Below are 25,490 nucleotides of genomic sequence, written 5' to 3'. Positions count from 1 at the left end.
CTCACCAGCTGCACCCGATCACCAACAGCACCAGCACCCACCGCCTCGATAGCTACGGCGGCAGCATCGAAAATCGCGCACGGTTGCTGCTTGAAGTCGTCGCCGCTGTCAGCGACGAAGTGGGTCCGCAAAACGTCGGTGTTCGCCTCACCCCGATGGGACGTTTCATGGGAATGGGCGATGAAACGCCTGAGGCAACGTTCGGCTATATCGTCAAAAAACTCAACGACTACGGTCTCGCCTATTTGCATCTCGTCGAACCGGCGATGGTGGGTACGGTGAAGGACGAGAACTTCGACCCGCGCTGGGACGCCATCATCAAACTGCTGCGAGACGAATTCAAAGGCGTACTGATGATCGCCGGCGGCTATGACCGTGATACCGCCGAAAAGGCGATCGCCAACGGCCGTGCCGACATCATTGCGTTCGGACGGCCCTTCATCGCGAATCCGGACCTGCCGGCCCGTCTGCGCGATGGACACCCGCTGAATGCCGCCGACAGCGCAAGTTTCTTCGGCGGGGATGTGACGGGCTATACCGACTACCCGACCATGAACTAAGCGTTGGCTTTCCCGCTAGCCAGCTTTAAAACGTTGTATGCGGGGCGGACGATTCCGCCCTGCTGATTTCGCGCAGCGTCGCACTGCTCAACCCACTGCGTGATTTAAGGACAATTTATTTACCCTCAGGACATCCGTTGTGGCCTTCGCTGAGACATGCACGGCGCAATCATGACTCAATCATGCTCAGGGCGATCCCAACGCCACATTGAGCCAATGCGCCATGGCGGCGGCGTCGACGGGTTTGGGGAGAAACGCCAGCACACCGTCCTTCTGGATTTTCGCGTGAAGCGCGACCGGCGGGAATGCCGAGATAAACAGGGTTGGCGGCGCGTACCCGAGCTTCAGCAGTTGTTCGTGCATCTCGATCCCTGACATGCCGGGCATTCGCACGTCAGAGATCAGACACGACGTTTCACCGAGGTCACCGGATTGCAGAAACGCTTCCGCCGAGCCGAATATGCGCGTTTTCCATCCGAACGACCGAACCAGGCTCGCTGTGGCCATCCGGACGGACTCGTCGTCGTCGACGATACAAACAATCTGAGTGGCGTCCACGCAGCTGCCCCGGTTTTCAAAAATGATCTGCAAACACGCGGATTTCTAATCAGGCGCATTGAATCGTACAAGGATAGTTCACAAGACTCTGACAGGAAAGCATACGAATGTATAACAGTCTGGCTAGCCTTGCGCGCGGCCTGATCGGGCATTGAAGCGATGCGGGGCCGCGCGGCGGATCCTCAGCCCCGGCTAAGCACCGAGGTCACGCGATCCGCACCGATTCGGATCAGTCGCGAGGCAAGCAGCGCACAGAGCGCCATGGCGCCCGTGTCGGTATCGAAGCGGCAGCAATAGTGCACGAGCGACCAGAACCAGAACGTGAGCGATGAAATAGAACTCAGTTTCATGACGATGAGCTCCCCAGTCACGCTGCCATCAGCGAGTCTCGTGCATCCGCCCCGCTGTGCCTGAACTGGGCGAATGACGAAAGACTGTACGCCGCCAGCGATTCCACTTGGGGTATGGCGTTCTCGCTAAAGCCGCTAACGAGGCGATCAACCAGTTTGCGTACACGCAACGGCTGATTACGTCGCACTCGATACAGCAACTGCGTATCGAACGAGGGTGCTCTCCAGTCACTCAGGATGCGCACGAGTTCGCCGCGCGACTCAGGAATGCATCCAATATGCTCCGGCAAAATAGCCACTCCCGTGCCGTCAACCGCCGCGGCAACCAGTGCACTGGGGCAGTTGGTGCGAAATGGGCTCTGAGCACTGATTGCCGACTGTTCACCTGTGGCGCAATGGCTAAGCTGCCAGGATGCGTCGCGCGACCCCACCACAACCGCCATGCAATGCGTCGAGCGCACTTCGGACGGATGTTTCGGCATGCCGGCGCTGCTAACAAAACCGGGGCTCGCATAGATGCCAAATCGCGTCGCCCCGAGCGGCCGCGCAACCCATGAGGAAGGGACAGACCTACCGACGACAATGGAAAGATCGGCGAGATCCCCTAACGTTTCACCGGAGTTGTCGACAAAGCGTGTGTCGACCCGCACCTTGGGATATTCACGCATGAAGTTCGCCAGAATGGGCGCGAGACGACCCATGCCGAACAGGACCGGTACTTCAAAACGAATATCGCCTGACACTTCGAGTGCAATATCGTGACTGACTCGCGCGAGGCCGTCGTAGCAATCCAGCACTCCCGCTGCGTGTTCAAGCACCGTATGTCCGACCGGGGTCAGCGTGACCTTGCGGGTGGTACGGTGAAATAGTTGAACCCCAAGCAGCGCTTCGAGGTCCTGCACCGCCCGGCTAACGGCGGGAACGCCCACGTTGGTCACTTCGGCTGCCTTCGTGAAGCTTCCGTGATCCGCGACGGCCTTGAATATCTCCAGCGCTTTCAGACGTTCCATGATTTTCTCCGCGTCAAAAGACAGAATGCATGGACTGAATGTTGGGCTGACGGCGCGTGCAAAGCCAGTTACGTGGTGTTAAGAGTTGCTATGCGCAGGACCGGGAGGAGTGTGTCCCGATTGGTTTTCAGATCATTTAAGTTGGCGTCAGAACGGGGCCAGGCGACCATACGATATTTTTCCCTATATCGAGCGCCATGGAAGCTTTACGATCCACCGCACCCGGCGTGAGTGACGATACAAGTAAAGGTGGTTTGATGGTCACCCCGTACTCCATGACGTTTGGCGCCTTCACCTTGCATTTCCCGCAGCGCAATCTGACAAAAGACGGTGAAGCTGTCCGGCTCGGCAGCCGGGCCCTGGATATTCTCGTCGTGCTGGTCGAAAACGCCGGCGCGCTGGTATCAACCAGGGAACTGTGCGACCGCGTATGGGCGGACAGCGTCGTCGACGAAGGCGCCCTCCGGGTACACCTGTCAGCGGTCCGCAAAGCACTGGGCGACGGTAATGAGGGCATTCGCTACATCGTCAACGAGACAGGCCGGGGATACCGGTTTGCGGTACCGGTTAGCAGGTCCGTTGCCCACCCGCCCGCGCCGCCGCTCCACAACAGCGGTGCACGCGCATTGCCGGTTACGCTGGCGCGCGTCATCGGTCGCGAAGAGGTCATAGCGGGGCTCACCGATCAGTTGCCCGAGCGCCGCTTTTTGACCATCACCGGGCCGGGCGGGATGGGCAAGACTACGGTCGCATTAGCCATCGCCCACCGATTTTCCGGGCAGACCGGCACACGCGCCCTCTTCGTCAATTTCGCCCCGGTATCGGAGACGTCCAGCGCGGCAAGCACGGTGGCTTCCGCCGTTGGCGTCGCGGTTTCCACCGGCGACCCCATTCCGGATTTGATCAGGATGCTTGGCGACGCGCCAGTCCTTCTGGTGCTGGATAACTGCGAACACCTGATCGAGGCGCTCGCCGAACTTGCTGAAAAGCTGCTACAGGCTGTGCCTGGTATCCACCTGCTCGTGACAAGCCGGGAGCCGCTGCGAGCAGACGGCGAGTCGGTGCACCGGCTCGCCGCGCTACCGTCTCCAGCATCGGGCACGACCCTCGGAACGAATCAGGCACGTGAATATGCTGCTGTCGCGCTCTTCGTCGACCGGGCCAAAGCCGCGAACGATTCCTTTGCTTTGACTGAATCCAACGTCACTGCGGTTTGCGATATCTGCCGCAGACTGGACGGCATTCCACTGGCGATCGAATTCGCCGCGGCGCGTGTCGGCTTGATGGACGTGCATGCTATTTCCGCGCGTCTGGACGACCGCTTTGCATTGCTGACACAGGGCCGCCGCACCGCCCTGCCGCGACAGCAAACGCTACGCGCAACACTGGACTGGAGCTACGAGCTGCTCCAGCCGAAGGAACAGCAAGTCCTGCGGCGTCTTTCCGTGATGCGTGGCTCCTTCGACATGAGCGACGCCGCCGCGGTCGCAAGCTGCAAGGAGCTCGACGAACTTGCCGTATTCGACGCCACGACAGGTCTGATCGCCAAATCGCTCGTTTCATGCGACGTCAGCGGTTCGCCGTTACCCTACCGGCTGCTGGACACGACCCGCCACTATGCCCATTTGCGCCTCGCGGAGGCGAACGAGATCAACGACGTGCGGCGGCGTCATGCGATGCATTGCTGCGAGATATTTGCAGATCCGGCGGCGGCCTGGGAAGGTAAAGCCCCGCGCGAATGGCTCGCCATCCATAGCCGGCGAATTGACGATATCCGGGCCGCGTTCGACTGGGCATCCCGCGAGGAAGGCGACCCGACCATCGCCATCACGCTGGTGATCGTCACTGCGCCGCTATGGTTTCATCTATCGTTGCCCCATGAGTTCCTCGGACTCGCCGAGCACGCGATCGCCACTGTGGAGAGCTCGGATCTCGCCGGCACCCCCCAGCACATCGAACTGCTTGCGGCATACGGCCATGCCCTGTGGCACACCCGCGGACCGACGCCGGACATGGCGCGAGCTTTCGAACAGGCTTACGACGCGGCCGGGCGCATCAACAACGAAGGCATGGCGTTACGAACGCTGTGGGGAATCTGGGCGCAGCGCATCCTCGCGGGAAGCTATTTGGAAAGCCTGCAGTTGGCCGGGAACTTCAGCGACCTTGCATCTCGAACCGCGGATTTGTCTGCCACACAGACTGCCGATCACATGAAGGCGCTGTCGCAGCATTTTCTGGGAAATCAGGCTGAAGCACGGTCTCTGATCGAGGACGTCATCGCTCGCGATGAAGATCCGATTCGCGCGAATCACGCGAACCATGCGCAGGTCGACGGTCAGATCGCCTCGATGTCGCTCCTGATGCGCATAGTCTGGCTTCAGGGATCGACCGATCGCGCCATGGCGCTCGCCCATGAATGCGCCGGGCAGGCATTGGCAATCGACCACGATCTATCGATTTGTTATGGCCTCGCCATCGGATCGATCCCAGTCGCAATATGGGAAAACGATTGGGCCACGGTGCGCGAGCTTACCGGCAAATTGCGCGAGCGGACCCGCCAGCGCGGGCTGTCGTACTGGGATAAATGGGCGGAAGGCTTCGAGGCCCTGATCGAAGGACGGCCAGTCATGCCCCGGGGCGCCACCATCATGCAACTGGAGCTTTTCGCCAGCGCCGGGTCTCAGGCTTGCATCGAGGCGCTGATTGCGCACGGCCGTCTCGACGAGCAGGCGTGGTGCCGTGACCGCCTGCTTGAACATCGGGCAAGCCTTGCTGGCGCGGACGCTAACGGTTCTTAGCAAAGCTTAACTGACGCGCCGGGGCCCGTCTCGACGAGAATCAGTGCTGACGGATGTTCGCATTTCAGGATCGGCCGCCCTGCTCGCGCAGGGCACGGCGCCGATCGCGAGCCATCCATAACGGCCTCTCTCATCGGAACCTGCTCTCATGAATCAACCCATCTCCACTGGCGAATCCCGGCGCTCCCAGTCGAGTCTGGTGACGCCGTCATCGGCACACCCGGTCTTGGACATCGAGACACAACAGTTTCTCGACGTGATTGCAGAAGCGGGCATGCATCCCGACGATCTTCTATTGCATTGCCAGTCTGCTTCAGGCAGGTCCGCCCAGGAGACGACGCGGCCTGATCGCTTGCCTGTCCAGACAGAAGATCTGACGCTGCCCACGGGACCAACGGGCTCGATCGAGATTCGAATTGTGCGCCCACTCGGCGCCCGGACTCCGCTGCCCGTCGTCATGTATTTTCATGGCGGCGGCTGGAGCATGGGCGATCGCAACACCCACGACCGGCTGATATGCAGACTTGCGGCAGAAGCCGGCGCTGCAGTCGTCTTCGTCGATTACACGCGGGCCCCCGAGGCGCGCTACCCGATGCAGAACGAAGAGGCCTACGCGGCGTTGACGTACGTCGTCGAGCACGCTCATGTTCTAGGAATCGACGGCCGTTCAATCGCGGTAGCCGGTGACGGCGCGGGTGGCAACATGGCGGCCGCGATGACACTCCTGGCCAAATTACGGCATGGCCCGCGGATTGCCCTTCAGGTGCTGTTCTATCCGATTCTGTCGGCCAACCGGACTTCGCCGTCCTACTTCCGTTACGCCGATGGCCCCGGATTGACCGCCCACGCGGTGGAATCGTTCATTCACACCCAGTTTCCAGACGAGTGCCTGACCGAAATCACGGCAATGCCGCTCAACGCTTCCACCACCGATCTTGAAGGCCTCCCTCCTGCATTGCTAATAACGGCAGAGAACGATGTAGTACGCGACGACGGTGAGGCCTATGCGCGCAAGCTTATGCAAGCGGGAGTTGAGGTCAGCGCAACCCGCTATCTCGGCACGATCCATGATTTTGTCGCGCTCGAGGGTCTTGCCGACACACTGCCCACCAGCACTGCGCTCATGCAGGCGTGCAGCGCGGTGAAGGCTGCGTTCCTCAAAGGCGACAGCTCACGTTCAGCGTGGCGATGAGTCCTGGCTCGTTGTCGGCAAAGTCGAGCGAGCCGCGATGGAGTGTCGCCACCGCCTTCACGAGCGCGAGCCCAAGGCCTACACCCGGCGTTCCGCGACTCGCGTCGCCACGATAGAACCGCTCAGTCACTTTGGACTTTTCCGCGTCCGGAATACCTGGGCCGTCGTCCGCCACCGAGACCGCAATCATGTCATCGCGACGTGCCGCGATGACACTGATTTCACCCCCGTCGCGCGCGAACTTCAATGCGTTGTCGATCAGATTGCCGATCGCCTGGGCAAGCAGAAGCGGATCGGAATTTGCCACGAGGTCACCCGAAACCCGCAGCGATAGCGTCACGCGGCGCAACTCCGCCACGGGCTGATAAAACTCGACCGCATCCGACACGATCGTTTCCAGATCGTTGGGTATGAACCCCGAGCGGCGCACGCCTGCGTCAATTTCGGCGAGACGCAACAACGCATTGAAGATGCTGATTACGCGATCGACATCCGTCAATGCGACCTCCAGCTCCGGCAAGCACTGGTCATTGCCTTGCCGTCTCAACGTGAGCGTCAGCACCTCAAGCCGGGAGCGCAATTCGGTAAGCGGCGTGCGCAAATCGTGAGCGATCGCATTCGACACATTGCGCACGCCATTGATGACTTCAATCAGCGCCTCCTCGGCCTGTTTGCGCGTCTTCACTTCCTTTTGCAACTGGATGTTTTGCTCTTCCTGCAGTTTTTGCAGCGCGCGTAGTTTCAGGTGCGTATTGACGCGAGCGGCGACCTCCTCCATCTGCAGCGGCTTGGTGATGTAATCCACCCCGCCGGCGCGAAAACCCGTGATCTTGTCTTCTGTTCGCGTCAACGAAGTCATGAAGATGACCGGAATATCCCGGGTCTTCTCCATCGCCTTCAATGTCCGGCACGTTTCAAACCCGTCGAGTCCAGGCATCATGACATCGAGCAGGATCAGGTCGGGTTGCACAAGCTCCGCCCGGCGCAACGCCTCCGCCCCGTCACGCGCAACCGCCACCCGCAAATGATTGCCTTCGAGGCATTCGACCACCAGCCCAAGATTGGCTGGCGTGTCGTCGACAACCAGAACAATGGGCGCACCCGTGTCGAATGGTTCCATGGTGCTCACGAGTCTCGACCCAAATGTTGTTCGATCAGGGATAGTAGGGCCTGCGATTCAAAAGCCGCCGCGAGACGGCGCAATTGCGTTGCGAAGGCCTCGTAACGGACGTCGAGGCCGATAAGATAGTCGGCGTGATGGACGATGGCGCGCATCGAGCCAAGCAGCGCAAACCGATGCAGTGTGGCCATTTCATTGCGCGGTGGGACGATGGGTTCGTCAATCACGAGCACGTGACGCGCTTCGCCTTCCTCACCCGCGAGCTGAAGGGTTGGGCCGAAATCCGCCACCTCCGTATAGGACACAGGAGCATCGAGCTCGAACCAGAACGTGCTCCCATGACCGACGCGGCTCGTAACATGGATTTCGCCCCCCATCATGCGCACCAACTGACGGCTGATCGCGAGTCCGAGGCCAACGCCGCCTGTGCGCCGTGTGAGATCGCCGGCCTGCTCGAACGGCTGAAAGATGGTTTCGAGCCTGTCTGGACTCACGCCGACGCCTGTGTCCCGCACTTCGAAGCGCAGCCTTCCATACGAAATAATTCGAACGACAAGCGTGACTTCACCCTGGTCCGTGAACTTGACTGCGTTGGCAAGAAGATTTAACAGCACCTGCCGAAGGCGTTTTTCGTCAACACGAATGACCGTCGACACATTCGCCGGCGCCTCGTGGTTCAGGACAAGCTTCTTCTGATCGGCGCGCACGCTCACCATCTCGGCGATGACACGTAAGAATGGGCCAAGTGGTACGTCTGTCACGCTCAGTCCGAGCTTGCCCGCTTCGATTCGAGCAAAGTCAAGAATGTCGTTAATCAGCATAAGCAGATGCTCGCCGCTCTGTTCGATCACCCCCAGACTCGACAGTTGCCGCTCGGTCATGGCCGCGTCGCGCCGCAAAATCTGGGCATAACCCAGGATGCCGTTCAGCGGCGTGCGCAACTCGTGGCTGATGTTGGCGAGAAACTGGTCTTTGGCGCGATTCGCCGATTCGGCGGCGTCCTTTGCGACACGCACCGTGTCCTCGAGCGCCTTGCGTGCTGAAATATCCTGGAGGATGGCAATGGTGTGAATCGCCCGGCCGTTCGTATCACACTGAAGCGCCACCGACACACTCACCCAGACACGGGATCCGTCGAGTTTGACCAGAGGCGTCTCCTCCGAATAGTGCGAGAGCTTACCGTCGGTCAGCAAGCGATACTTTTCCTCGCTCGCGGCCAGAAAGTCCGGATCGATGATGTCTTGAAAACGCATGAGCAACAGACCCCCACGCTGATAGCCCACGATATCGCACGAGCGTTGGTTCAAGCGCAGAAAGTGTCCATCGAGATCGCAGTGCGCGATGCCGACCGCGGCATTTTCGAAGGTGCCCCGAAAGCGCGCCTCACTCGACCGAAGCGCCTGCTCCGTGAGTTTCAGCTCCGTGATGTCCACCAGACTGCCGACGAAGCGAATCGGCTTTCCGCCGGCATCCCACCGCGCCATACCGCGCACGAGGACCCAGCGGACGCTGCCGTCGCGATGGCACAAGCGGTTCTCCACTTCGAACACATCGACGTCCCGTTTGAGGTATCTGACTATCGCCGCCTCGGTCCGCGCGCGGTCGTCGGGATGCAGCACCGCCATATAGGCATCGTAGTCGAGCAAGGTCGGCGGGCGCGTGTATCCAAGCCATTCCCAGATGTTCGAGAAACGCGCGTAGCCGTGACGGTAGTCGCCGTCCGGCATATCGATTTCCCACACGCCGACGTTGGATCCGTGCATCGCCATTTCAAGGCGGGCGTTCGTCTCGCGCAGTATTTCGGCCTCTTCGGCGCGACGCCGTTGTGTGACGTCGCGAAACACCAGCACCACGCCGAGGATTTCACCACGGTCGTCGACGATCGGCGACCCGCTGTCGTCGATCGCGATCTCCCGCCCGTCGCGCGCGAGCAGTATTGTGTGATTCGCCAGTCCGACACGCGTGCCGGCGCTCAGCACGGCCGTCACAGGATCCTCCGCCGGCGCGCGAGTCGTTTCGTTGATCACGCGAAACACATCCGCCAGCGGGCGCCCCATCGCCTCGTCGCGTGCCCAGCCCGTCAGCATTTCCGCGACCGGGTTGATAAAGTTGATGCACGAGTCGCGGCCGGTCGCAATCACGGCATCGCCAATACTCGACAGCGTCACCGCATACCGTTGTTCGCTTTCGCGCAGACGGCGTTCCGCGCCGTGCTTATAGAGCGCCATTTCGACGACCGTGCGCAACTGCATATCGTCAAACGGCTTGAGAACATATCCGAACGGTTCGGTGACGGTTGCGCGCCGGACGGTTTCCTCGTCGGCATAAGCGGTCAGGAAAACGACCGGCAGGTTGAAATTCTCACGCAGCAGCCGCGCGGTATCGATGCCGTCGAGTTCGCCCTCCAGCCGCACGTCCATCAGGATCAGATCCGGCACGGTGTCGGCCGCGAGCGGCAGCGCGTCTTCGCCGCGAGCAGTGATGCCGACCACCGTGTGGCCCGCGCGGCTCATCTGTTGCGCGATATCTCTGGCGACCACCCGATCGTCTTCGACTACAAGAATGCGTGCGGGCGTCATCATTTGCGCTTATCCACGTCCGTTTGCGTTGAAAAGAATGCTGCATGTCGTGCCACCCATGCGGCTTAGTTCCAGCGTTCCGTGCAGTTGATGCGTGAGATCGTGGACCAGCTGCAACCCAAGCGAGTCGGCTTCGTCGAGCGAAAATTCCGGCGCGATGCCAACGCCGTCATCGGCAACAGCCAGTCTGCACCGCCCTTCGCCGACCAGTCCGAGCTCCACGCGCACGCAGCCGCTACGCCCATCCGGAAACGCGTGCTTCAAGGCGTTGGAAACCAGTTCGTTGATAATCAGGCCGCAGGATACCGCCCGGTTCATGTCCAGTTGCACATCGTCAACCTCGATCTGCAATTCCACTGCCATCTGACGCATATCGTAGGCGCGCGCAAGATGACCGCACAGGTTCTTCACGTGCGTCGCCATCACAATGCGCGCGAAGTTGCCCGCGCGATACAGGTTCTCGTGCACCAGCGCCATCGACCGCACGCGGTTGCGGCTATCCGCGAAGAGTTCGGCGACCGACCTGTCGGTTACGCGCGACGCCTGCAGATTGAGCAGACTGCTGATCAGTTGCAGATTGTTCTTCACCCGATGGTGGACTTCCTGCAGCAGCGCCTCCTTCTCTTCGAGCAGCGCTTCTTTCTCTTCCAGCGACGCGTTTTCAAGAGAAATCGCGGCCTGCGACGCCAGAAGGTCGAGCACGGCGATGCGTGGCGGTGTGAACACGCCCGGTGCGAGGTCGTTTTCCAGATACAGCACACCGATCAGTTTCGCCTGCTTCATGAGCGGAAGACACAGAACGGCGCGAGAACGGCTTGAGCGCAGGTATTCGTCCGCCGAAAACGGATTGGGCAGCGATGCGTCGTCGAGCAGTACACGTTCCTGGGTGCGAATGCTGTGATGCAGAATCGATGCGGGCAAGTGGCGCGGTGTCACGACTTCGCTTTGAAGATGCACCTCCACGCCTTCGCGACCCGCCAGCGCTTCCGCTTCGATCCACAATGTCTCCGCACGCGGCAAAACAAGCAGCGCCCGTCCCGCGCCGGCATGCTCCAGCACGATGGTCATCAGCGTATGAATCAGCTTTTCGAACGCAATCTCACCCGAAATGGCCTGGGACGCCTTGACGACCGTCTCGACATCAAGTTGTTGCGCGACAAAGCTCCGCGTTGGTGCGTCGTTCGCCAGTTCACGGACCAGATTCGGATAACGCCGGTCAAGCGACTGAACCTTGGCCAGCGCCCCCCACCGAAGGTAGGCAAGCCGCGCATTGCCGAGATAGACGAACGCGATAGTCGCGAATCCGCGCGCCATAAAGAACGTTCCGGCAATTTCGTGCGCAAGCGCTTCGATCAGGGAGGACTCGTGCTCACGCGCGAGACGGATTGCGCTTTCGTATTCACGCATCGCCTCGAATTCGTTCCCCTTGATGCGCGCAATCTCGCCGGCGACCAATGCTGCGCGGCTGGCGAAATTACTCGGACAGTGTTCGGCCCAGGTCGCGAGTCTGGCGTGATGCTCGACGAGTTCGCGGAATTGCTCCGCCTGCTCCTCGGGCGTCGCATCGTCGTGCCGGCGCGCTCGTGCGAGTGCGGCGTAGAAATGGTACTCGGCAAGCTCGAAGTGCCCGGATGAAGTCCACAACAAGGGGGCCGCCTTCGTCGCGGCCGCCAGCGCCTGCGCTATATCCCCGGCGAAATAGCGCCCTTGCAGTTTGCGAATCCAGTACCAGCATGTTGCAATCGCCAGGCACGGATCGGCTTCGAGATGCTGCTCGAATGCCGCTTCGTCGAACGCTTCGTCATTGAAGGACCCAAACGTGGCGGTCAGGCCGCGCAAGGTTCGAATGAGTTGCAACTGCGCGCCGATGATATCGACAATCAGCCCAAATTTCGCGGCTTGCACCACACCCAGGCGCTGCTGGGCTTCGCGTTCGACGTCGGGGAGCGGATCGCCCGCAGCCAGTAGGCTGGTCACCAGGCAGCAACTGCTGAAGCCGGTGTACGTGAGGTCCCCGCTCTCACTCGCGGCATCGAACGCACGCCGCAAGAGCGGAAGTCCCGCGCGAATATGCCTGGTCCACGGCATCACGTGATAAGCAAAGCACATATACACGCGGGGCTTGAAGCGTTGCAGACCGCGTTCGTCGACGAGACCCAAGCCAAGCTGGCCGAAGCGGAACCCTGCCTCGTAATCACCGAACACCGGGCCGGCCACCATGCCGAGGTAGGCATAGCCGATCGACGACGCGTCGCAGTTGCCATGCTCGAGACTCAGATTCGCCATACGGGACAACACGAGACAGACCAGGTTTTCATCGCTGAAGAACGCCGGCGGCAAGACCGCTGTGAGCACGTCCAGGGTCGCGCGCCGGTCGGTATCGGTGAGCAGCGGCAGATCGATCAGCGATTCGATCGGCGACTCGCCGATTTGCAGCAGAAGCCGGTCGTATTCGCTGCGCGCCTGCTCGCGGGTGGGGTGCGGGTCCCAGTCAATCCCGACATCGCGCAGATAATCCAGGCAGATTTCCACTGCCCGGTCGCTTTGATCGAGCGCGGTGAACAGGGTCACTCGCAGCCACGTCACGGCAGCGCGGTCAGCCAGCGTAACAGCACGCCTCGACAGGTTCGATAGCCGCTCTTTGGCCGAGTCCGTGTCGCCGGTCAGAAACTCGCACTCCGCAAGGCTACTTTCCAGTGCGAACTTGAGTGAATAGCGGGTAACCCAAGCCTCAGCGCCGAGCATCGCGCTGCCCGCCGACAGGTAAGCCGCCGCCGACGCGTAGGCAGACGATGTCTTCGCACGCCGCCCGGCAATCAGATTGAATTCCACGACCCGTTCGCGCTCCGCCGGGTCGTGGATGAGTTCGGCCGCGCGGTTGTACTGGTTGACGATCTCGAAGATATTCTGTTCGAGATCCGCCGCCGTCGCGCTAGTCGCGAACATGCGACCGATGCCCAGATGGGCGGCCGCGCGCTCACCGGCGGGAATCAGCGCGTAGGCCGCTTCCCGCACGCGGTCGTGAAGAAATGCGTAGCCGTGCTCACGCCGAAACACGAGGCCGGCTTCCACCGCCTCGGCGAGTGCGCGATGCACGGCTGTGTCGGACGTACCCCCGACACGCGTGAGCATCGCGGTCGTCGCACTGTTGCCGAAACACGCAAATTGTTTGAGCGCGGTCTGCGTGATATCCGGCACACGTCCGATCTTGCCGACCATCAGGTCGACGACGCTATCCGAGAAGCGCGCCTCGCGAAGGCGCGCGACGTCCCATCCCCATCTGCGCCGCACCGGATCGAACACCAGGTGATGCTCGTCGGCAAGCGTCTTGAGAAACTGCACCGTGAAAAAGGGGTTGCCGCCCGTCTTCTCCAACATGAATTGCGCGAGGCCAAGCACTTCAGCCGTCCCGGCGTGCAGTGTTTCGCCGATCAGGCGCGCCACATCGCCTACTTGCAGGGGCGTCAGCACGATATCGTGAACCGGCACGCCCAACTTGCGGATCGCAGCCAGTGCACGGCTGAGCGGGTGCGCGGGACCCACTTCGTTGTCGCGATAGGCGCCGACGAGCAGGAGACTCTGCAGCTTCGGCGTGGCAAGAAGACTCTCGAGCAGGCAGATCGTGCCGGCGTCGAGCCATTGGAGATCGTCCAGAAAGAGCACGAGCGGATGATCGACGTGCGTCAAGGCGCCGATAAAACGTCCGAATACCCCGTGAAATCGAATCTGTGCATCCTGCGCCGGAAGTTCCGGCACGGCCGGCTGCGGACCGATGATTTTTTCCACTTCCGGAATCAGGTTGACGATCAATTGTCCGTTCGAACCGACTGCTTCGCTTAGCCGCTCGCGCCAATACGCGAACTCTGCCTGCCCCCTGTCGAGTATTTGCCGCGTCAGGCTTTGAAACGCCTGCCCGAGCGTCGTATAGGGAATGTCGCGCTTGTACTGCTCGAATTTGCCGGCGGCGAAGTGCCCATGAGAGAGCCCGAGCTTTTTTTTCAGTTCATGCACTAGCGACGATTTGCCGATACCGGAATATCCCGATACCAGCACAAGTTCGGCCTTGCCTTGCTGCACCACACGGTCGAACGCAGCATTCAATGCGGATGTCTGCGCTTCGCGTCCATACAACCGCTCCGGAATGAGCAAGCGCTCAGGGGCATCCTGTGCGCCGAGCGGAAATGGGTCGATACGTCCCGTTTGCTCCCACGCATCGAGACAGCGGCGCAGATCGCTTTCAAGGCCTTTTGCGGTTTGATACCGGTCCTCGGCGGTTTTCGCGAGCAGGCGCGTGACAATTGCGGCGAGCGGGGACGGCACATCGCTCGCGCGTTCGTTCAATGGAATCGGCGGTCTGGCGATGTGGCAGTGAATCCATTCACTGGGCGAGTTCGCGTGATAGGGAAACTCGCCGGTCAGCATTTCGTAGAACGTGATACCCAGCGAATAGAGGTCGGCGCGCGAATCGACCGGACGATTCATGCGACCGGTCTGCTCAGGCGCGAGGTAGGGGAGCGCTCCCGCTGTGACGTCAGACAGCGCGCTCGCCGGCGCCTCGCCAAAAGCGCGTGAGGCGATGCCGAAGCCGGTCAGCGCCACGCTCCCCGTTTCCGCGTTGACGAGAACGTTTGCCGGCCTGATGTCCTTGTGAACAAGACCACGTCCGTGCAGCGCGCCGAGCGCCGCAGCGAGATTTCCGGCCATCGCGAGGAAGCGGCCGAGCGCTAGCGAACCCATCGGCATCGCAGAAAGCGAGACACCCCCGGGGTCTTCGAGTACCAGCGCGGCACTCCCACGGTACTCGATCAGCGCATGCGGCCGGGTGAGGAAGCGGCCGTCGAGCTGGCTGCGCAACTCATAAGCCTGTTCAAGACGTGCCTGACTGTTGGCCGCGGGCTGCAGGGCCGCCAAGCTGACAGTCAGCCATGTCTGGGCGCCGTCGTGCCTGTTGATCCGGGATAGTACGAACTCGCCATCGTCACAGAGCGTCTCGAATCTGAAATCTGACAACTCAATCATGCCGCTCCCGCCCGCCACTGTCGGACTAATCGTTCGCCGTCAACACATAGCCTGCATTGCGAACCGTCCTCAGCAAGGACCGCTCGAACCCCGCATCGATCTTGTGACGCAACTTGCTCACATGCACATCGATCACGTTCGTTTGCGGATCAAAGTGATAGTCCCAGATATTTTCGAGCAGCATGGTACGCGTGACGACCTGGTCCGCGTGCCGCATCAGGTATTCGAGCAACTTGAATTCGCGCGGCTTCAGCGCGATCGGCTTGCCGGCGCGCGCCGCTTTGCGTGCGAGCAGATCGATCGAGAGATCGCCCACCTTCAACGCGGTTTCCGCGTAGCTCTCGTCCGAGCGGCGCACCAGCGCTTCGAGCCTCGCTAGCACCTCGCCGAACGCAAACGGCTTGACGACGTAGTCGTCGCCGCCCGCCTTCAACCCGCGAATCCGCTCGTCAACCTCGTCTAGCGCGCTCACGATCAGAATGGGGACGCGATTTCCCGCTGCGCGCAAGCGTGCGATGATTCCCAGACCGTCGATACCGCCGGGAAGCATGCGATCCATGATAATTGCGTCATAGGTCTCGCTTTCAGCGAAGAGCATGCCGTCACGGCCGTTGTCCGCGCAATCGGCCACATGCCCCGCCTCCATCAGGCCTTTTTTCAGAAATCCGGCGACCTGTTCGTTATCTTCGACGAGCAAGATTTTCATTTTAATTCGAGAACTCCAAAACCCTCCCTAATCGCCCCGGCGTCCAGGCTCACCCGGGTTCAGTGCGCCCCGCTCTTGCGCCCGATAGCAAGCTCGATCGAATCGAGCAATACCTCTTCCGCAAAGGGTTTGCGCAGGAAACTGACCGCGCCGTGTTCCATCGCCCGCTGCACCGACTCGTCGTCGCCATGCGCGGACATGAACACGACAGGGATACGCCGTTGTTCCGCGTTCAGTTGCCGTTGCACTTCGAGACCCTGCATGCCTTGCATTCTAAGGTCGAGTAAAACACACAGCGCATCGTCGACCATCGGGGAGGCGAGGAATTCCTCTCCCGATGAAAACGTCATACTCGTATAACCCACTGCCTTAAGCAGGTTCCCGACGCCACTTCGTACCGAGGCGTCATCGTCGACGATGCAAACAAAGCTCATAGCTGCCAATACTCCAATTGCGCCGACGTAGTAACAGAGACAAATATCCGGCGCGATATTTACTGCATCAGGATGCTCACCGCGTCCGACGTATCAATTCCCACATTTTCGCCAGCTCAATGAGGGTCTTTGCCCGCATCTTGGTCATCACGCGCCGTTTGTGCACCTTCACCGTCACTTCCTGCGTGCCCAGCTCATGCGCGATCTGCTTGATCATCCTGCCTTCCACCGCGAGTTCGAAGACATCCCTTTCACGCGGCGTCAGCGACGCGGCACGCTGCAGCACCTCCGCGTTGAATGCGCGCTCCGCGAGGTTGGCCTCGTCCTGTGCAAGCGCCCGCCTGACCGCGTCGAGCAGTTCTTCGTCGTCGATCGGTTTGGTGAGGAATTCATGCGCGCCCGCCTTGATCGCACGCACCGACATCGGAATGGACCCGTACCCGGTCAGAAAAATAATCGGCACCTGCACGCCCTTCTGCGCGAGCTGGCTCTGGACGTCGAAGCCGGTCGTGGATTGCAGGTTCATATCCAGCAGGATGCACATGGGCACACTGGGCAAATCTTTTGACAGTATCTCGGCGGGCGACGCAAAACCCTGCGCGTTGAAACCCGCTGAGCGCAGCAGGCGCCATAGCGCGTCGCGCACCATTTCTTCGTCGTCGATCACATACACCATCGACTCGTGCTGCGAAGGACCCGGCATTTCAGATTCCAGAGAAATTGGGATTTGAGTGCCGTCATGGTACATGAGGCCAGGCTCCGAAAGGCCCTCTCCAAGTCTCATTGCCGCCCACTTCACCGCGCTGCGGCGGATTTCGCCGCAAGGCTGCTGCCAAGCGTCGCCGGCCTGAAACCGCGCTCGTAAGGCTGCTGGTAAGACCGCGCCAGATAGGCCGCGTTTCTCGTCAGCACGTCATCCGCCTCGTCCGATTCGTACAGTTTTCGCAGGGCATATTCGCGCGTCGATTCGAGCAGGAAATATTCTTTGGCCCTGCTGTCGAAGGTTGTCATGACGACGCACTTGGAAGCAAGGCCGACAATCGCCTCCGTCACTTCGGCGGGCGACAGGCGCTGACAGGCAGCAACGGCACAGGCCGCATCAAGGGAAAACCTTGCCGGCAAAATACCGAGCCGGTGCAGCACGGTCCGCTCCGTCGCGCTGAGAAGCTGATAGCTCCAGTCGAGCGTAGCCTCCAGCGTCTGCTGCCGTGGCGGCGCAGTACGACGGCCGCCCGTCAGAAACTGGAACCGGTCGTCGAGCTCGGAAACCGTCTTGCGGATGCCGAACACTGCCGCACGGGCCGCTGCCAGTTCGAGCGCAAGCGGCAAGCCGTCGAGCCGGCGGCAGATCGTCGCGACCATGTCGAGGCTGCCAGGGTCGGTGTCAACGCCGGCATTGAGTGCGCGCATCTGCGCCAGAAACATCCGTACCGAACTGCAGTCTGAAATTGCCTCCGGGCCTGCCTCGGCGCCCGGCGTGTCAAGCGGCGCGACCCAATAGAATTTCTCGTCCCGAGTTCGCAACGGCTCGCGGCTCGTCGTCAGAATGCGCAGGTCCGCGCTTGCCTGGACAAGCAGTTCGCACACGGTTGCCGCCGATTCGATCACATGCTCGCAGTTGTCCAGCACAACCAGCAATTTGCGCCCCTGGACCGCGGCGACGAGCGACTGTAGCGGAACGTCGCCATCGGCACGGCCGACGCCCAGCGCTTCGGCGATCATGCTGACAACGCGCTGGGCGTTCTCCACCGCGGCCAGCGTGATGAAGCACACTTCCCTGTCCGACAGAGCCGCGATCGACCTCGCCACCGCGATGCCGAGTTGCGTCTTGCCGATGCCCCCTGGTCCAAGCAAGGTGACAATCGGCGTCCCATTCAAGGCCCGCGTGATTTCAGCCATTGCGCCTTCGCGCCCAATCAATGGCGCATGGCAAATCGGCAGACCGCTCACGCGCGTCGCGCCTGCCTGTCCGCCCTGAACGGCTCCGGCGAGAGCAGCCGGCTCATTGCCTTCGGTTGGCATGGCGAGCCGGTAACCCCGCCCCGAGATCGTGCGAATCGCCTGTTTGTCCGCTCCCAGGATCCTCCTGAGCGCCGACAGTTGGACATGGATATTATTTTCTTCCACCACCGAATTCGGCCACACGCGCCGAAGAATCTCGTCTTTCGTGACAGTCTTGCCCCTCGCCTGGATCAGCAGCTCGAGGATATCGAATGCCCTTGACCCGACCTGGACCAGCCGATCATCCAGGTACACCTCGCGCATGTCCAGCGACACTGTTACTCGACCGATCTTTATCATGCTGCACTCACGCCTGGTTGATTAGCGGGACGGGCACGTTCGAAGTCCGCACCCTTGGCACTTACGTTGCCGGAGTGAGGCTTGCGTCGTTAGAACCATACTAATTGGGAAAATCATCCGAATCTATTACCCATAGGGATACAGTGCCCACGGTTGCGGCGAGCCACGGCCCAACCCCGCCAGCAGCAGTCCGCGGCGCATTAACCACATTCGGCCGAGTCCTGACATCACACCTTGGTATGACTTCCTCATGCGTTCGCAGGATCACGCCTCCTCGGGATAGATGCCCGCGGACACAAGGCAAACGAATGCCGTTGCCTTTAATACGCACTCCACCGAAGACAGCAGGAATCCCAGCGGAAACACCCGGTATTCGGCAGGCAGGCCGAATGCAACGGCCATCAATCCAATCGTGCAAATAAACGCATAGGCGATGCGCGCTGAACGGCTTCCGGCCAGAACGAAGGACACGAGCGCCAGCCATAGCGCCTTTGCCGCGACGCAGCAGACTGCCTCCTGTGTGGTGCGACTGAACCAGACCTCAAATGGAAGCTCGCAGAGCGACCAGACGGCCGTCGCGATGACCACCCGCCGTGTCCATCGCCCGAGTACCGGCGCATCAGGCGCCGGCAGATCGGACGCGGGCCACGCCTTCATATCGGCCAGATCGGCATCCCGCAGGAACGCCGGATCGCTTCGATTCATGTCGTGTTGTGTATTGTCCAGGTAGCGCATGATGGTTCTCCAGGTTTCTTCTCGGACTCTGACGCGAAGACCGCGGGGACGCTGCCGCCAACGTTCAAGCCGCCTCTGCGTGTTGAGAACATTATTCGGCCACCTGATCCGCCGATCTTTCCAGATCGCCTGTGCGGTTTCGAAAATGCACGGCACACAAGGCGCCGCATTCGGCGCGCGTGGCGCGCATACCGATCTGCGTGCGAATATGAAACGAGCGGGCGTTTGTACAAGCGCCGCGCTCGACAGCGAGCCATGATCTGCACTTCATGTTCCTCAACGAACGTCAAGTCACGCTTCGCACCGCGGGAGTTCATCATGCATCTCACTGGCGTACTCGATCTGTCGCGCGCCCAGTTCGCTATGACAGCCCTTTTTCACATCATGTGGCCGATCCTGACCATCAGTCTTTCGGCCTTCCTCGTACTGATCGAAGTATTGTGGCTGCGCACCGATAACATCCATTACTATCGGCAAGCGCGCTTCTGGAGCAAGCTGCTGGTGCTGAACTTTGCGGTGGGCGTGGTCAGCGGCATCCCGATGGAGTTCCAGTTCGGCACCAACTGGGCCGGCTTTTCCCGTTACAGCGGACAGTTCTTCGGCAACATCCTCGGCTTCGAAGGCGCGATGGCTTTCATGCTCGAAGCAGGTTTCATCGGCGTGATGCTGCGCGGCTGGGGACGCGTGCCGCGCGGCGTGCATCTCTTCGCCACCTCGATGGTCGCGCTGGGCTCCAGCATCTCCGCCTTCTGGATCATGGTCGCCAATTCGTGGATGCAAACGCCGGCGGGCATTACGGTCCAGAACGGCAAGATCGTCGTGACCGACTACGCTGCCGCGATCTTCAATCCGGATATGGTCTGGGGGGTCACGCACATGTGGGTCGCGGCGATCGAAACCGGCATGTTCGTGATCGCCGGCATTTCCGCGTGGAATCTGTTCAAACGCCGTAATCCGGATTTCTTCGCACGCTCATTCAAGATCGCGCTGCTGGTGCTCGTATTCGCCGCGCCGATCCAGATCTGGCTCGGCGATTCGAGCGGCGGCAGCGTATTCAAAACGCAGCCGGCAAAGGGCGCGGCGATTGAAGGCAACTGGATCACGAACAAGCCCGGCACCGGTGCGTCATGGTCGTTGCTCGCATGGCCGAACCAGAAGGCGCAGCGCAACGACTGGTCGATTGAAGTGCCGGGAATGCTGAGCATTCTCGGCACCCATACGCTGCACGGCCAGGTCAAAGGCCTCACCGATTTCCCGCCGGCCGAGCAGCCGCCGATGATTCCGCTGCTGTATTACGCGTTTCGTGTGATGGCCGGCATCGGCTTCGCTTTCATGGCGCTGGCGTTCTGGACTGCGTACGTGCTGCGCAAGACGCGCGGCGACCTCGAGCGCCTGCTCGCTCAACGCAAGCTACTGCTCGCATGGGTCCTGTGCATTCCCCTGCCCTATGCGGCGGTCGAGGCCGGCTGGATCGTGCGCGAGGTAGGCCGCCAACCTTGGGTCGTGTACGGGCTGTTACGCACGAAAGACGCTGTGTCGAGTGTGGCGCCGACGTCGGTGACCCTGAGCATGGTGATGTTCTTCGCCTTCTATGTGGTGCTGCTGCTCACCTTCTTCGTGCTCGCGCGCAACTGGCTGCGCACCGGTCCCGATCTCACGTTGATCCCGCCCGCGCCAGTCAAAGCCGAAGCCGCGGCGACCGTTACCGGGTACTAACCCATTCCCGTTACGAGGACATCTCATGGACAACGCGATTCACACGACACTCGCATTCACCTGGTTCGGCCTGATCGGCCTGATGCTGGCGTTCTACGTGGTCACCGACGGCTTCGACCTCGGCATCGGCATACTCAGCCTGCTACGCAAGCGCCGCGAAGATCACGACGTGATGGTGCAGACGATCGGCCACGTCTGGGACGCCAACGAAACGTGGCTCGTCGTGCTCGGCGGTGCGCTTTTCGGGGCATTCCCCGAGGCGTATGCGCGGCTTTTGCAGGATCTGTATCTGCCGGTCATGGCGCTCATCGCAGGTCTGATCATGCGCGGCTCCGCGATCGAATTCCGTCATAGCGCGACGCACGGTCCACTGTGGGACAAGGTCTTCGGCATCGGCAGTCTCATCGCCGCGATCGCTCAGGGCGTGGTGCTCGGCAAGGTCATCACGGGATTCCTGCCGGGCGAACGGAGCGGCGTGTTCGTCACCGTTTCGGCGGTCGGCGTGGTGGCCGGTTATTCATTGCTCGGCTCGACCTACCTCGTCAACAAGACCGTGGGGGAGCTCGAACAATGGGCGCGCCGTCTCGCGCTGCTGAGCGCCTTCGTCACGGTCGCGGCGGCCGCGCTGCTGACCGCCGCGACCTGGTTCATCAGCGCGGTCGGCCATGACCGCTGGACCCAGCGCGGCGTGTTTCATCTGCTGATCGGGCTCGGCGCGGCCGCGGCGTTCGCATTCGCCTACGTCGTGGGCGCGCTCTCCATGGGAAGATCGCGCGCGCCATTCCGCGCGTCGGTCGCCCTGTTCGGTGTGTCGTTCATTGGCCTCGCGGTCAGCTTCTTTCCCGACTTCATTCCGGGCAAGCTCGGCATCGTCGAAGCAGCATCCGACTCTTCGACTCTCGTGTTCATGCTGATCGGGATCGGACTCATCTTCCCGGTGATGATCGGCTACAACCTCTATCAGTACTACATCTTCCGCGGCAAGGTAACGGCTGGTTCACACGTGGCTGAGCGGCCGTCGCATTAAGAGTCTGAAGTCCAGCCCAGGCCCGATGTACGGCCGGCTGGACGACCGCATGGCAATGCTGGCGGCGGGTAGCCAAACGCGCTGCCGCAGCCGCAAATGCCTGCCTGGCGGGGCTGCTAACGGTTCTTAGCAAAGGTTAACTGACGCGCCAAGGGGCACGTCCATGAGAATAGGTGCTGACGGATCAGGACACCATTAACCTTCCTACATTGGGGCACTCAATCATGAAACTGGGACGTTTCGACATTGATCTGGGAATGCGTCGCTTGCAACTGGATGGCCAGCTCGTTCGTCTCGGTTCTCGCGCCTTCGACATTCTTGCGGTGATCGTCTCCGCAGGTGGGCGTCTGGTGACGCGAGACGAGTTGATGAATGCAGTATGGCCAGGCATCATCGTCGAAGAAGGCAATATCGATGTGCATATGTCCGCGCTTCGCAAAGTACTCGGCGCGAATCGGGATCTCATCGTCACGGTGCCCGGTCGCGGATACCAACTTGCACGGCCTCAGATTCAGTCGGCGCCGGACCAGCCCCGGTCGCCGGCAACGGTGAAACCGTCCTTGCCGGCCCGTCGCGCGGCGCTTGTAGGACGGGATGCCGCGGCCAGCCAATTGCGCGAAGCATTGGATCGAGCGCCGGTCGTGACGCTGACCGGCACGGGTGGTGTCGGCAAGACCAGTCTCGCGATTGAAGTGGCCCACCAGCTGGCTTCCCAGTTCGACGAAATCGTCTCGTTCGTCGAGTTGGCTCCGCTGAACACAAAAGAAGCCGTGCTGCGCGCGATCATGGAAAGCTGTGGGCTACCGGTGGAAAGCAGCAGCGTTACCGTCCCGTCTCTCGCAGCGGCGCTGTCTGAAACACCACGACTGCTGTTGCTCGACAGCGCGGAGCATATCGTCAGCAGCGTTGCGGAAATCGTCGAGCCGTTGCTCTCGCAAAACGATGCGCTGCGGGTGCTGGTCACGAGTCGGGAACCATTGCGCATCCGCTCGGAGATGCTCTTCAAAGTCGACCCGCTGGACGTGCCGAAAGCCGATTCCAACGATGCAGACATTCTGCGAAGTCCCGCCGTCGACCTGTTCATTCAGCGTGCGAATTCGCTGCAGGCAAACGTCTGCACCGATAAGGGCGAAGTTCAGCTGATCGGCGAGATTTGCCGCAGACTGGACGGCATCCCGCTTGCGATCGAGCTGGCCGCGGGCCGTGCGGAGGCGCTGGGCGTCGAAGGTGTGCGTCGGCGCCTGGATGACCGTTTGGCGATTCTGACCGGCGGCTATCGCACCGCCATGCCACGCCACCGAACGTTGCGCGCAACATTTGATGCAAGCTTTGCGCTACTGAGCGAAACCGCTCAGTGCCTGTTCCAGCGCCTGTCCCTATTCAATAGTCCGTTCACCTTCGACTCGATGCGCGCCGTCGTGTGCGATACGGAACTGCCCGAAGAGGATGTGATCGATGGAATCGGCGAACTGGTGGCGAAATCGCTTGTGAACGTCATTCTCGACGAATCGGAAGCGAAGTATCGGCTGTTCGAGTCCACGCGCGCCTATGCCGCCGACAAGCTGCGGGATAAAGCCGACATGCGGCTGGTTGCGTCGCGCTATGCGCAATTTGTGTCGATGAACTTCGCGGCGGGCGCCAACCGTCATCACGCGGCTGCTGACGCTGCGGCGGATTCGCTGGTCATCGCATAGGGATACGCGCGGCTGCAAGGATGACCAGCGAGTCGTCAATCACCAAGGAAGCAACGTTCGACCGCCAGATCGACTAAAGCGTCGCGCTCAGAGTGCGACGGCGTTGTCGAGCACGGTGCGCAGAATCATCGCACCGGAGTTGAGCGGCACGGGACGGCAGGGCCGGGGCTTGTAGATCGCATCGCCCGGCTGGATCCCGCGTCCGCTCATGGCGCAAACGCCGGTCACGCGCGCGCGGCTTGCGTGCCAGACCTGATCGCCATAGGAACAGCGGGTCGGGTCGCGCCATATGACCGTTGCGGTCGACTTCGACGGCCGGTCGATCACATGCACCTGGACTTCAAAGCGTTTCCCCATGACCGGCAGCTCGCAATTCTTGCGGCCGTTCCGGGAGACCGCCGCGGCCAATTCGTTGACGCCGGCGTCGGCTCCGCCGGACAGGACAGACAGCAAACCAAGGGTTTGCATCCAGGGATCGGTGAAATTCGCATTCGCCAGCATGATTGCACTCCAGTTTCGGATAATCCGGTTGATCATCGAGGCGGCTCTGTTTAGCGATCGCCATTCGTTTTCCTCCTCCAGCAAAATGGGGTCTCCCCTACCAGGCGTTTGAACACCGTCGTAAAGTGAGCCTGCGATCGGAAGCCGCAGCTCAACGCAACGTCGAGCACGTTGTGTCTCGACTGGGCTAGAAGATGTTGTGCGTGTTCGATCCGGCGTCGCAACAGGTATTCGTGCGGACGCATGCCGGTCGCGCGACGGAACTGCGAAGCGAAATGCATGCGGGTCAACCCCGCGCTGCTGGCAATGTCCGCGAGACCGATCGACTCGGACAAATGCGCGTCGACATATTCAATCGCGCGGCTGAGCCGCCACGGCGGCAATGCACTCGCTTCGCGGGTCTGCCGTTCGGCAACCGTGAAGTGACGTGCGATCACGCGCGATACGATTGCGAGACTGACGCTGTCCGTGAAAACCTGACCGAGCGCGGCGTCGTCAGACTGCGACACGGCAAGCGCCTGACCGAGACGTTCGAGCGCCGGATCGCGCACGAGCTTCGGATCGTCGATACGAATATCGCCCGCATGCGGGTGGCCGAACATGTCTTCGAAGCATTCGCCAAGCACCTCTTGGGAGACGAATAGATGCAGGACGTCACCCGGCGACTCGAACACGGCGCTGCATGGCACCTCCGGTGCGGTGATCTGCACCGCGCCCGCAGTCACCCATCCACGCACGAGCGTCCTGCCGGCGTGAACGAACGTCAGCGACGTGCACTTCAGATTCATGGCGACACAATGGAGAGCGGCGCTGCCCGGATTGACAACCTCCAGTGGCTGGGCATCGTTCCGGGTCCAGCGCGAGACGAGAATATTCCTTCGCTGCCGCGCGCTGGCATCGGTGTCGCCGGGAGTGCGCCATTGATCCTCCACGGCGATCGGGCTACCCCGACTCCTCTGCACGACGTGCGCAGCGGGCGAAGTCAACGAGCTGATCATGGTCTGGTCATCCGATTGGTGGTGAGACAGTGCCCAATTGATCGGGCCCTGTGATGGCTCCAAGGTATCGCACCGCAAATACTCCAACTAGCCCTACATACGGTTGCCCGCAATGACCAATGGTAGGGTCGACTCATATCCAGGTTTAGTCATGTCTCAAAGGATGCGGACGGCACGGCCCCCGTCTGGCCG

19 protein-coding genes are annotated in these 25,490 nt (G+C 61.1%); 6 read left to right on the top strand and 13 right to left on the bottom strand.

The window, feature by feature from the left end:
- The coding region (locus FSO04_RS47370; protein ID WP_479687403.1) for an oxidoreductase at positions 1–560 on the top strand (560 nt) is incomplete at its 5' end.
- A gap of 186 nt (positions 561–746) precedes the next feature.
- Here the strand turns inward: FSO04_RS47370 and FSO04_RS02905 are convergent.
- The 3 genes from FSO04_RS02905 to FSO04_RS02895 all read right to left on the bottom strand — a co-directional run bounded on the left by FSO04_RS02905 (position 747) and on the right by FSO04_RS02895 (position 2,478).
- Positions 747–1,151 carry a response regulator transcription factor gene (locus tag FSO04_RS02905; protein ID WP_325063514.1) on the bottom strand — a complete coding sequence of 135 codons (405 nt, stop codon included), beginning with the start codon at positions 1,149–1,151 and terminating at the stop codon, positions 747–749.
- 149 nt (positions 1,152–1,300) lie between these two features.
- Positions 1,301–1,468 (bottom strand): hypothetical protein, encoded by a 168-nt coding sequence (locus tag FSO04_RS02900; RefSeq protein WP_154558262.1) that lies wholly within the window; start codon positions 1,466–1,468, stop codon positions 1,301–1,303.
- Positions 1,469–1,485: 17 nt separating this feature from the next.
- Positions 1,486–2,478 carry a LysR family transcriptional regulator gene (locus tag FSO04_RS02895; protein WP_154558261.1) on the bottom strand — a complete coding sequence of 331 codons (993 nt, stop codon included), beginning with the start codon at positions 2,476–2,478 and terminating at the stop codon, positions 1,486–1,488.
- A gap of 197 nt (positions 2,479–2,675) precedes the next feature.
- Between FSO04_RS02895 and FSO04_RS02890 the strand changes: the two genes are divergently transcribed.
- Both FSO04_RS02890 and FSO04_RS02885 read left to right on the top strand, forming a co-directional pair.
- Entirely contained in the window at positions 2,676–5,276 is a 2,601-nt protein-coding gene (locus FSO04_RS02890; protein ID WP_325063513.1) for an ATP-binding protein, read from the top strand.
- A gap of 148 nt (positions 5,277–5,424) precedes the next feature.
- Positions 5,425–6,468, top strand: a complete 1,044-nt coding sequence (locus tag FSO04_RS02885) for an alpha/beta hydrolase (RefSeq protein ID WP_154558260.1) — start codon at positions 5,425–5,427, stop codon at positions 6,466–6,468.
- Here the strand turns inward: FSO04_RS02885 and FSO04_RS02880 are convergent.
- From FSO04_RS02880 to FSO04_RS02845, 8 genes are all read right to left on the bottom strand, one after another.
- Positions 6,434–7,588, bottom strand: coding sequence for a hybrid sensor histidine kinase/response regulator (locus FSO04_RS02880; protein WP_154558259.1), 1,155 nt, complete (start codon positions 7,586–7,588; stop codon positions 6,434–6,436). The genes FSO04_RS02885 and FSO04_RS02880 overlap by 35 nt on opposite strands.
- 5 nt (positions 7,589–7,593) lie before the next feature.
- Entirely contained in the window at positions 7,594–10,170 is a 2,577-nt protein-coding gene (locus tag FSO04_RS02875) for a hybrid sensor histidine kinase/response regulator (RefSeq protein WP_233464717.1), read from the bottom strand.
- A 6-nt stretch (positions 10,171–10,176) separates the two neighbouring features.
- Entirely contained in the window at positions 10,177–15,186 is a 5,010-nt protein-coding gene (locus FSO04_RS02870) for an AAA family ATPase (RefSeq protein WP_154558258.1), read from the bottom strand.
- A gap of 25 nt (positions 15,187–15,211) precedes the next feature.
- Positions 15,212–15,892, bottom strand: a complete 681-nt coding sequence (locus FSO04_RS02865; protein ID WP_154558257.1) for a response regulator transcription factor — start codon at positions 15,890–15,892, stop codon at positions 15,212–15,214.
- 59 nt (positions 15,893–15,951) lie between these two features.
- A complete protein-coding gene (locus FSO04_RS02860) occupies positions 15,952–16,326 on the bottom strand; it encodes a response regulator transcription factor (RefSeq protein ID WP_154558256.1) in 375 nt (124 codons plus the stop codon).
- A 76-nt stretch (positions 16,327–16,402) separates the two neighbouring features.
- Positions 16,403–17,029, bottom strand: a complete 627-nt coding sequence (locus FSO04_RS02855; RefSeq protein WP_154558255.1) for a response regulator transcription factor — start codon at positions 17,027–17,029, stop codon at positions 16,403–16,405.
- A gap of 92 nt (positions 17,030–17,121) precedes the next feature.
- Complete coding sequence (locus tag FSO04_RS02850; protein ID WP_154558254.1) at positions 17,122–18,627, bottom strand: ATP-binding protein; 1,506 nt, start codon at positions 18,625–18,627, stop codon at positions 17,122–17,124.
- Positions 18,628–18,891: 264 nt separating this feature from the next.
- A complete protein-coding gene (locus FSO04_RS02845) occupies positions 18,892–19,362 on the bottom strand; it encodes a hypothetical protein (protein WP_154558253.1) in 471 nt (156 codons plus the stop codon).
- Between the two features lie 318 nt (positions 19,363–19,680).
- On the opposite strand from FSO04_RS02845, the gene FSO04_RS02840 reads away from it, so the two are divergent.
- From FSO04_RS02840 to FSO04_RS02830, 3 genes are all read left to right on the top strand, one after another.
- On the top strand, positions 19,681–21,078 hold the full coding sequence (locus FSO04_RS02840; protein ID WP_154558252.1) for a cytochrome ubiquinol oxidase subunit I: 1,398 nt from the start codon (positions 19,681–19,683) through the stop codon (positions 21,076–21,078).
- A 25-nt stretch (positions 21,079–21,103) separates the two neighbouring features.
- Positions 21,104–22,105 (top strand): cytochrome d ubiquinol oxidase subunit II, encoded by a 1,002-nt coding sequence (locus FSO04_RS02835; RefSeq protein WP_154558251.1) that lies wholly within the window; start codon positions 21,104–21,106, stop codon positions 22,103–22,105.
- A 224-nt stretch (positions 22,106–22,329) separates the two neighbouring features.
- Positions 22,330–23,799, top strand: coding sequence for an ATP-binding protein (locus FSO04_RS02830; protein WP_154558250.1), 1,470 nt, complete (start codon positions 22,330–22,332; stop codon positions 23,797–23,799).
- An 87-nt stretch (positions 23,800–23,886) separates the two neighbouring features.
- Here FSO04_RS02830 and FSO04_RS02825 read toward each other — a convergent pair whose 3' ends face one another.
- Together FSO04_RS02825 and FSO04_RS02820 are read right to left on the bottom strand one after the other, a co-directional pair.
- A complete protein-coding gene (locus FSO04_RS02825) occupies positions 23,887–24,300 on the bottom strand; it encodes a DUF3331 domain-containing protein (RefSeq protein ID WP_154558249.1) in 414 nt (137 codons plus the stop codon).
- A gap of 50 nt (positions 24,301–24,350) precedes the next feature.
- Entirely contained in the window at positions 24,351–25,298 is a 948-nt protein-coding gene (locus tag FSO04_RS02820) for a helix-turn-helix domain-containing protein (protein ID WP_154558248.1), read from the bottom strand.
- Between the last annotated feature and the right edge of the window lie 192 nt (positions 25,299–25,490).

Source organism: Paraburkholderia madseniana, from assembly GCF_009690905.1.
In the GTDB taxonomy this organism is placed as follows: domain Bacteria; phylum Pseudomonadota; class Gammaproteobacteria; order Burkholderiales; family Burkholderiaceae; genus Paraburkholderia; species Paraburkholderia madseniana.
Note: the sequence above shows the minus strand (reverse complement) of the source record. Positions and strands in the feature narration are given on the sequence as shown.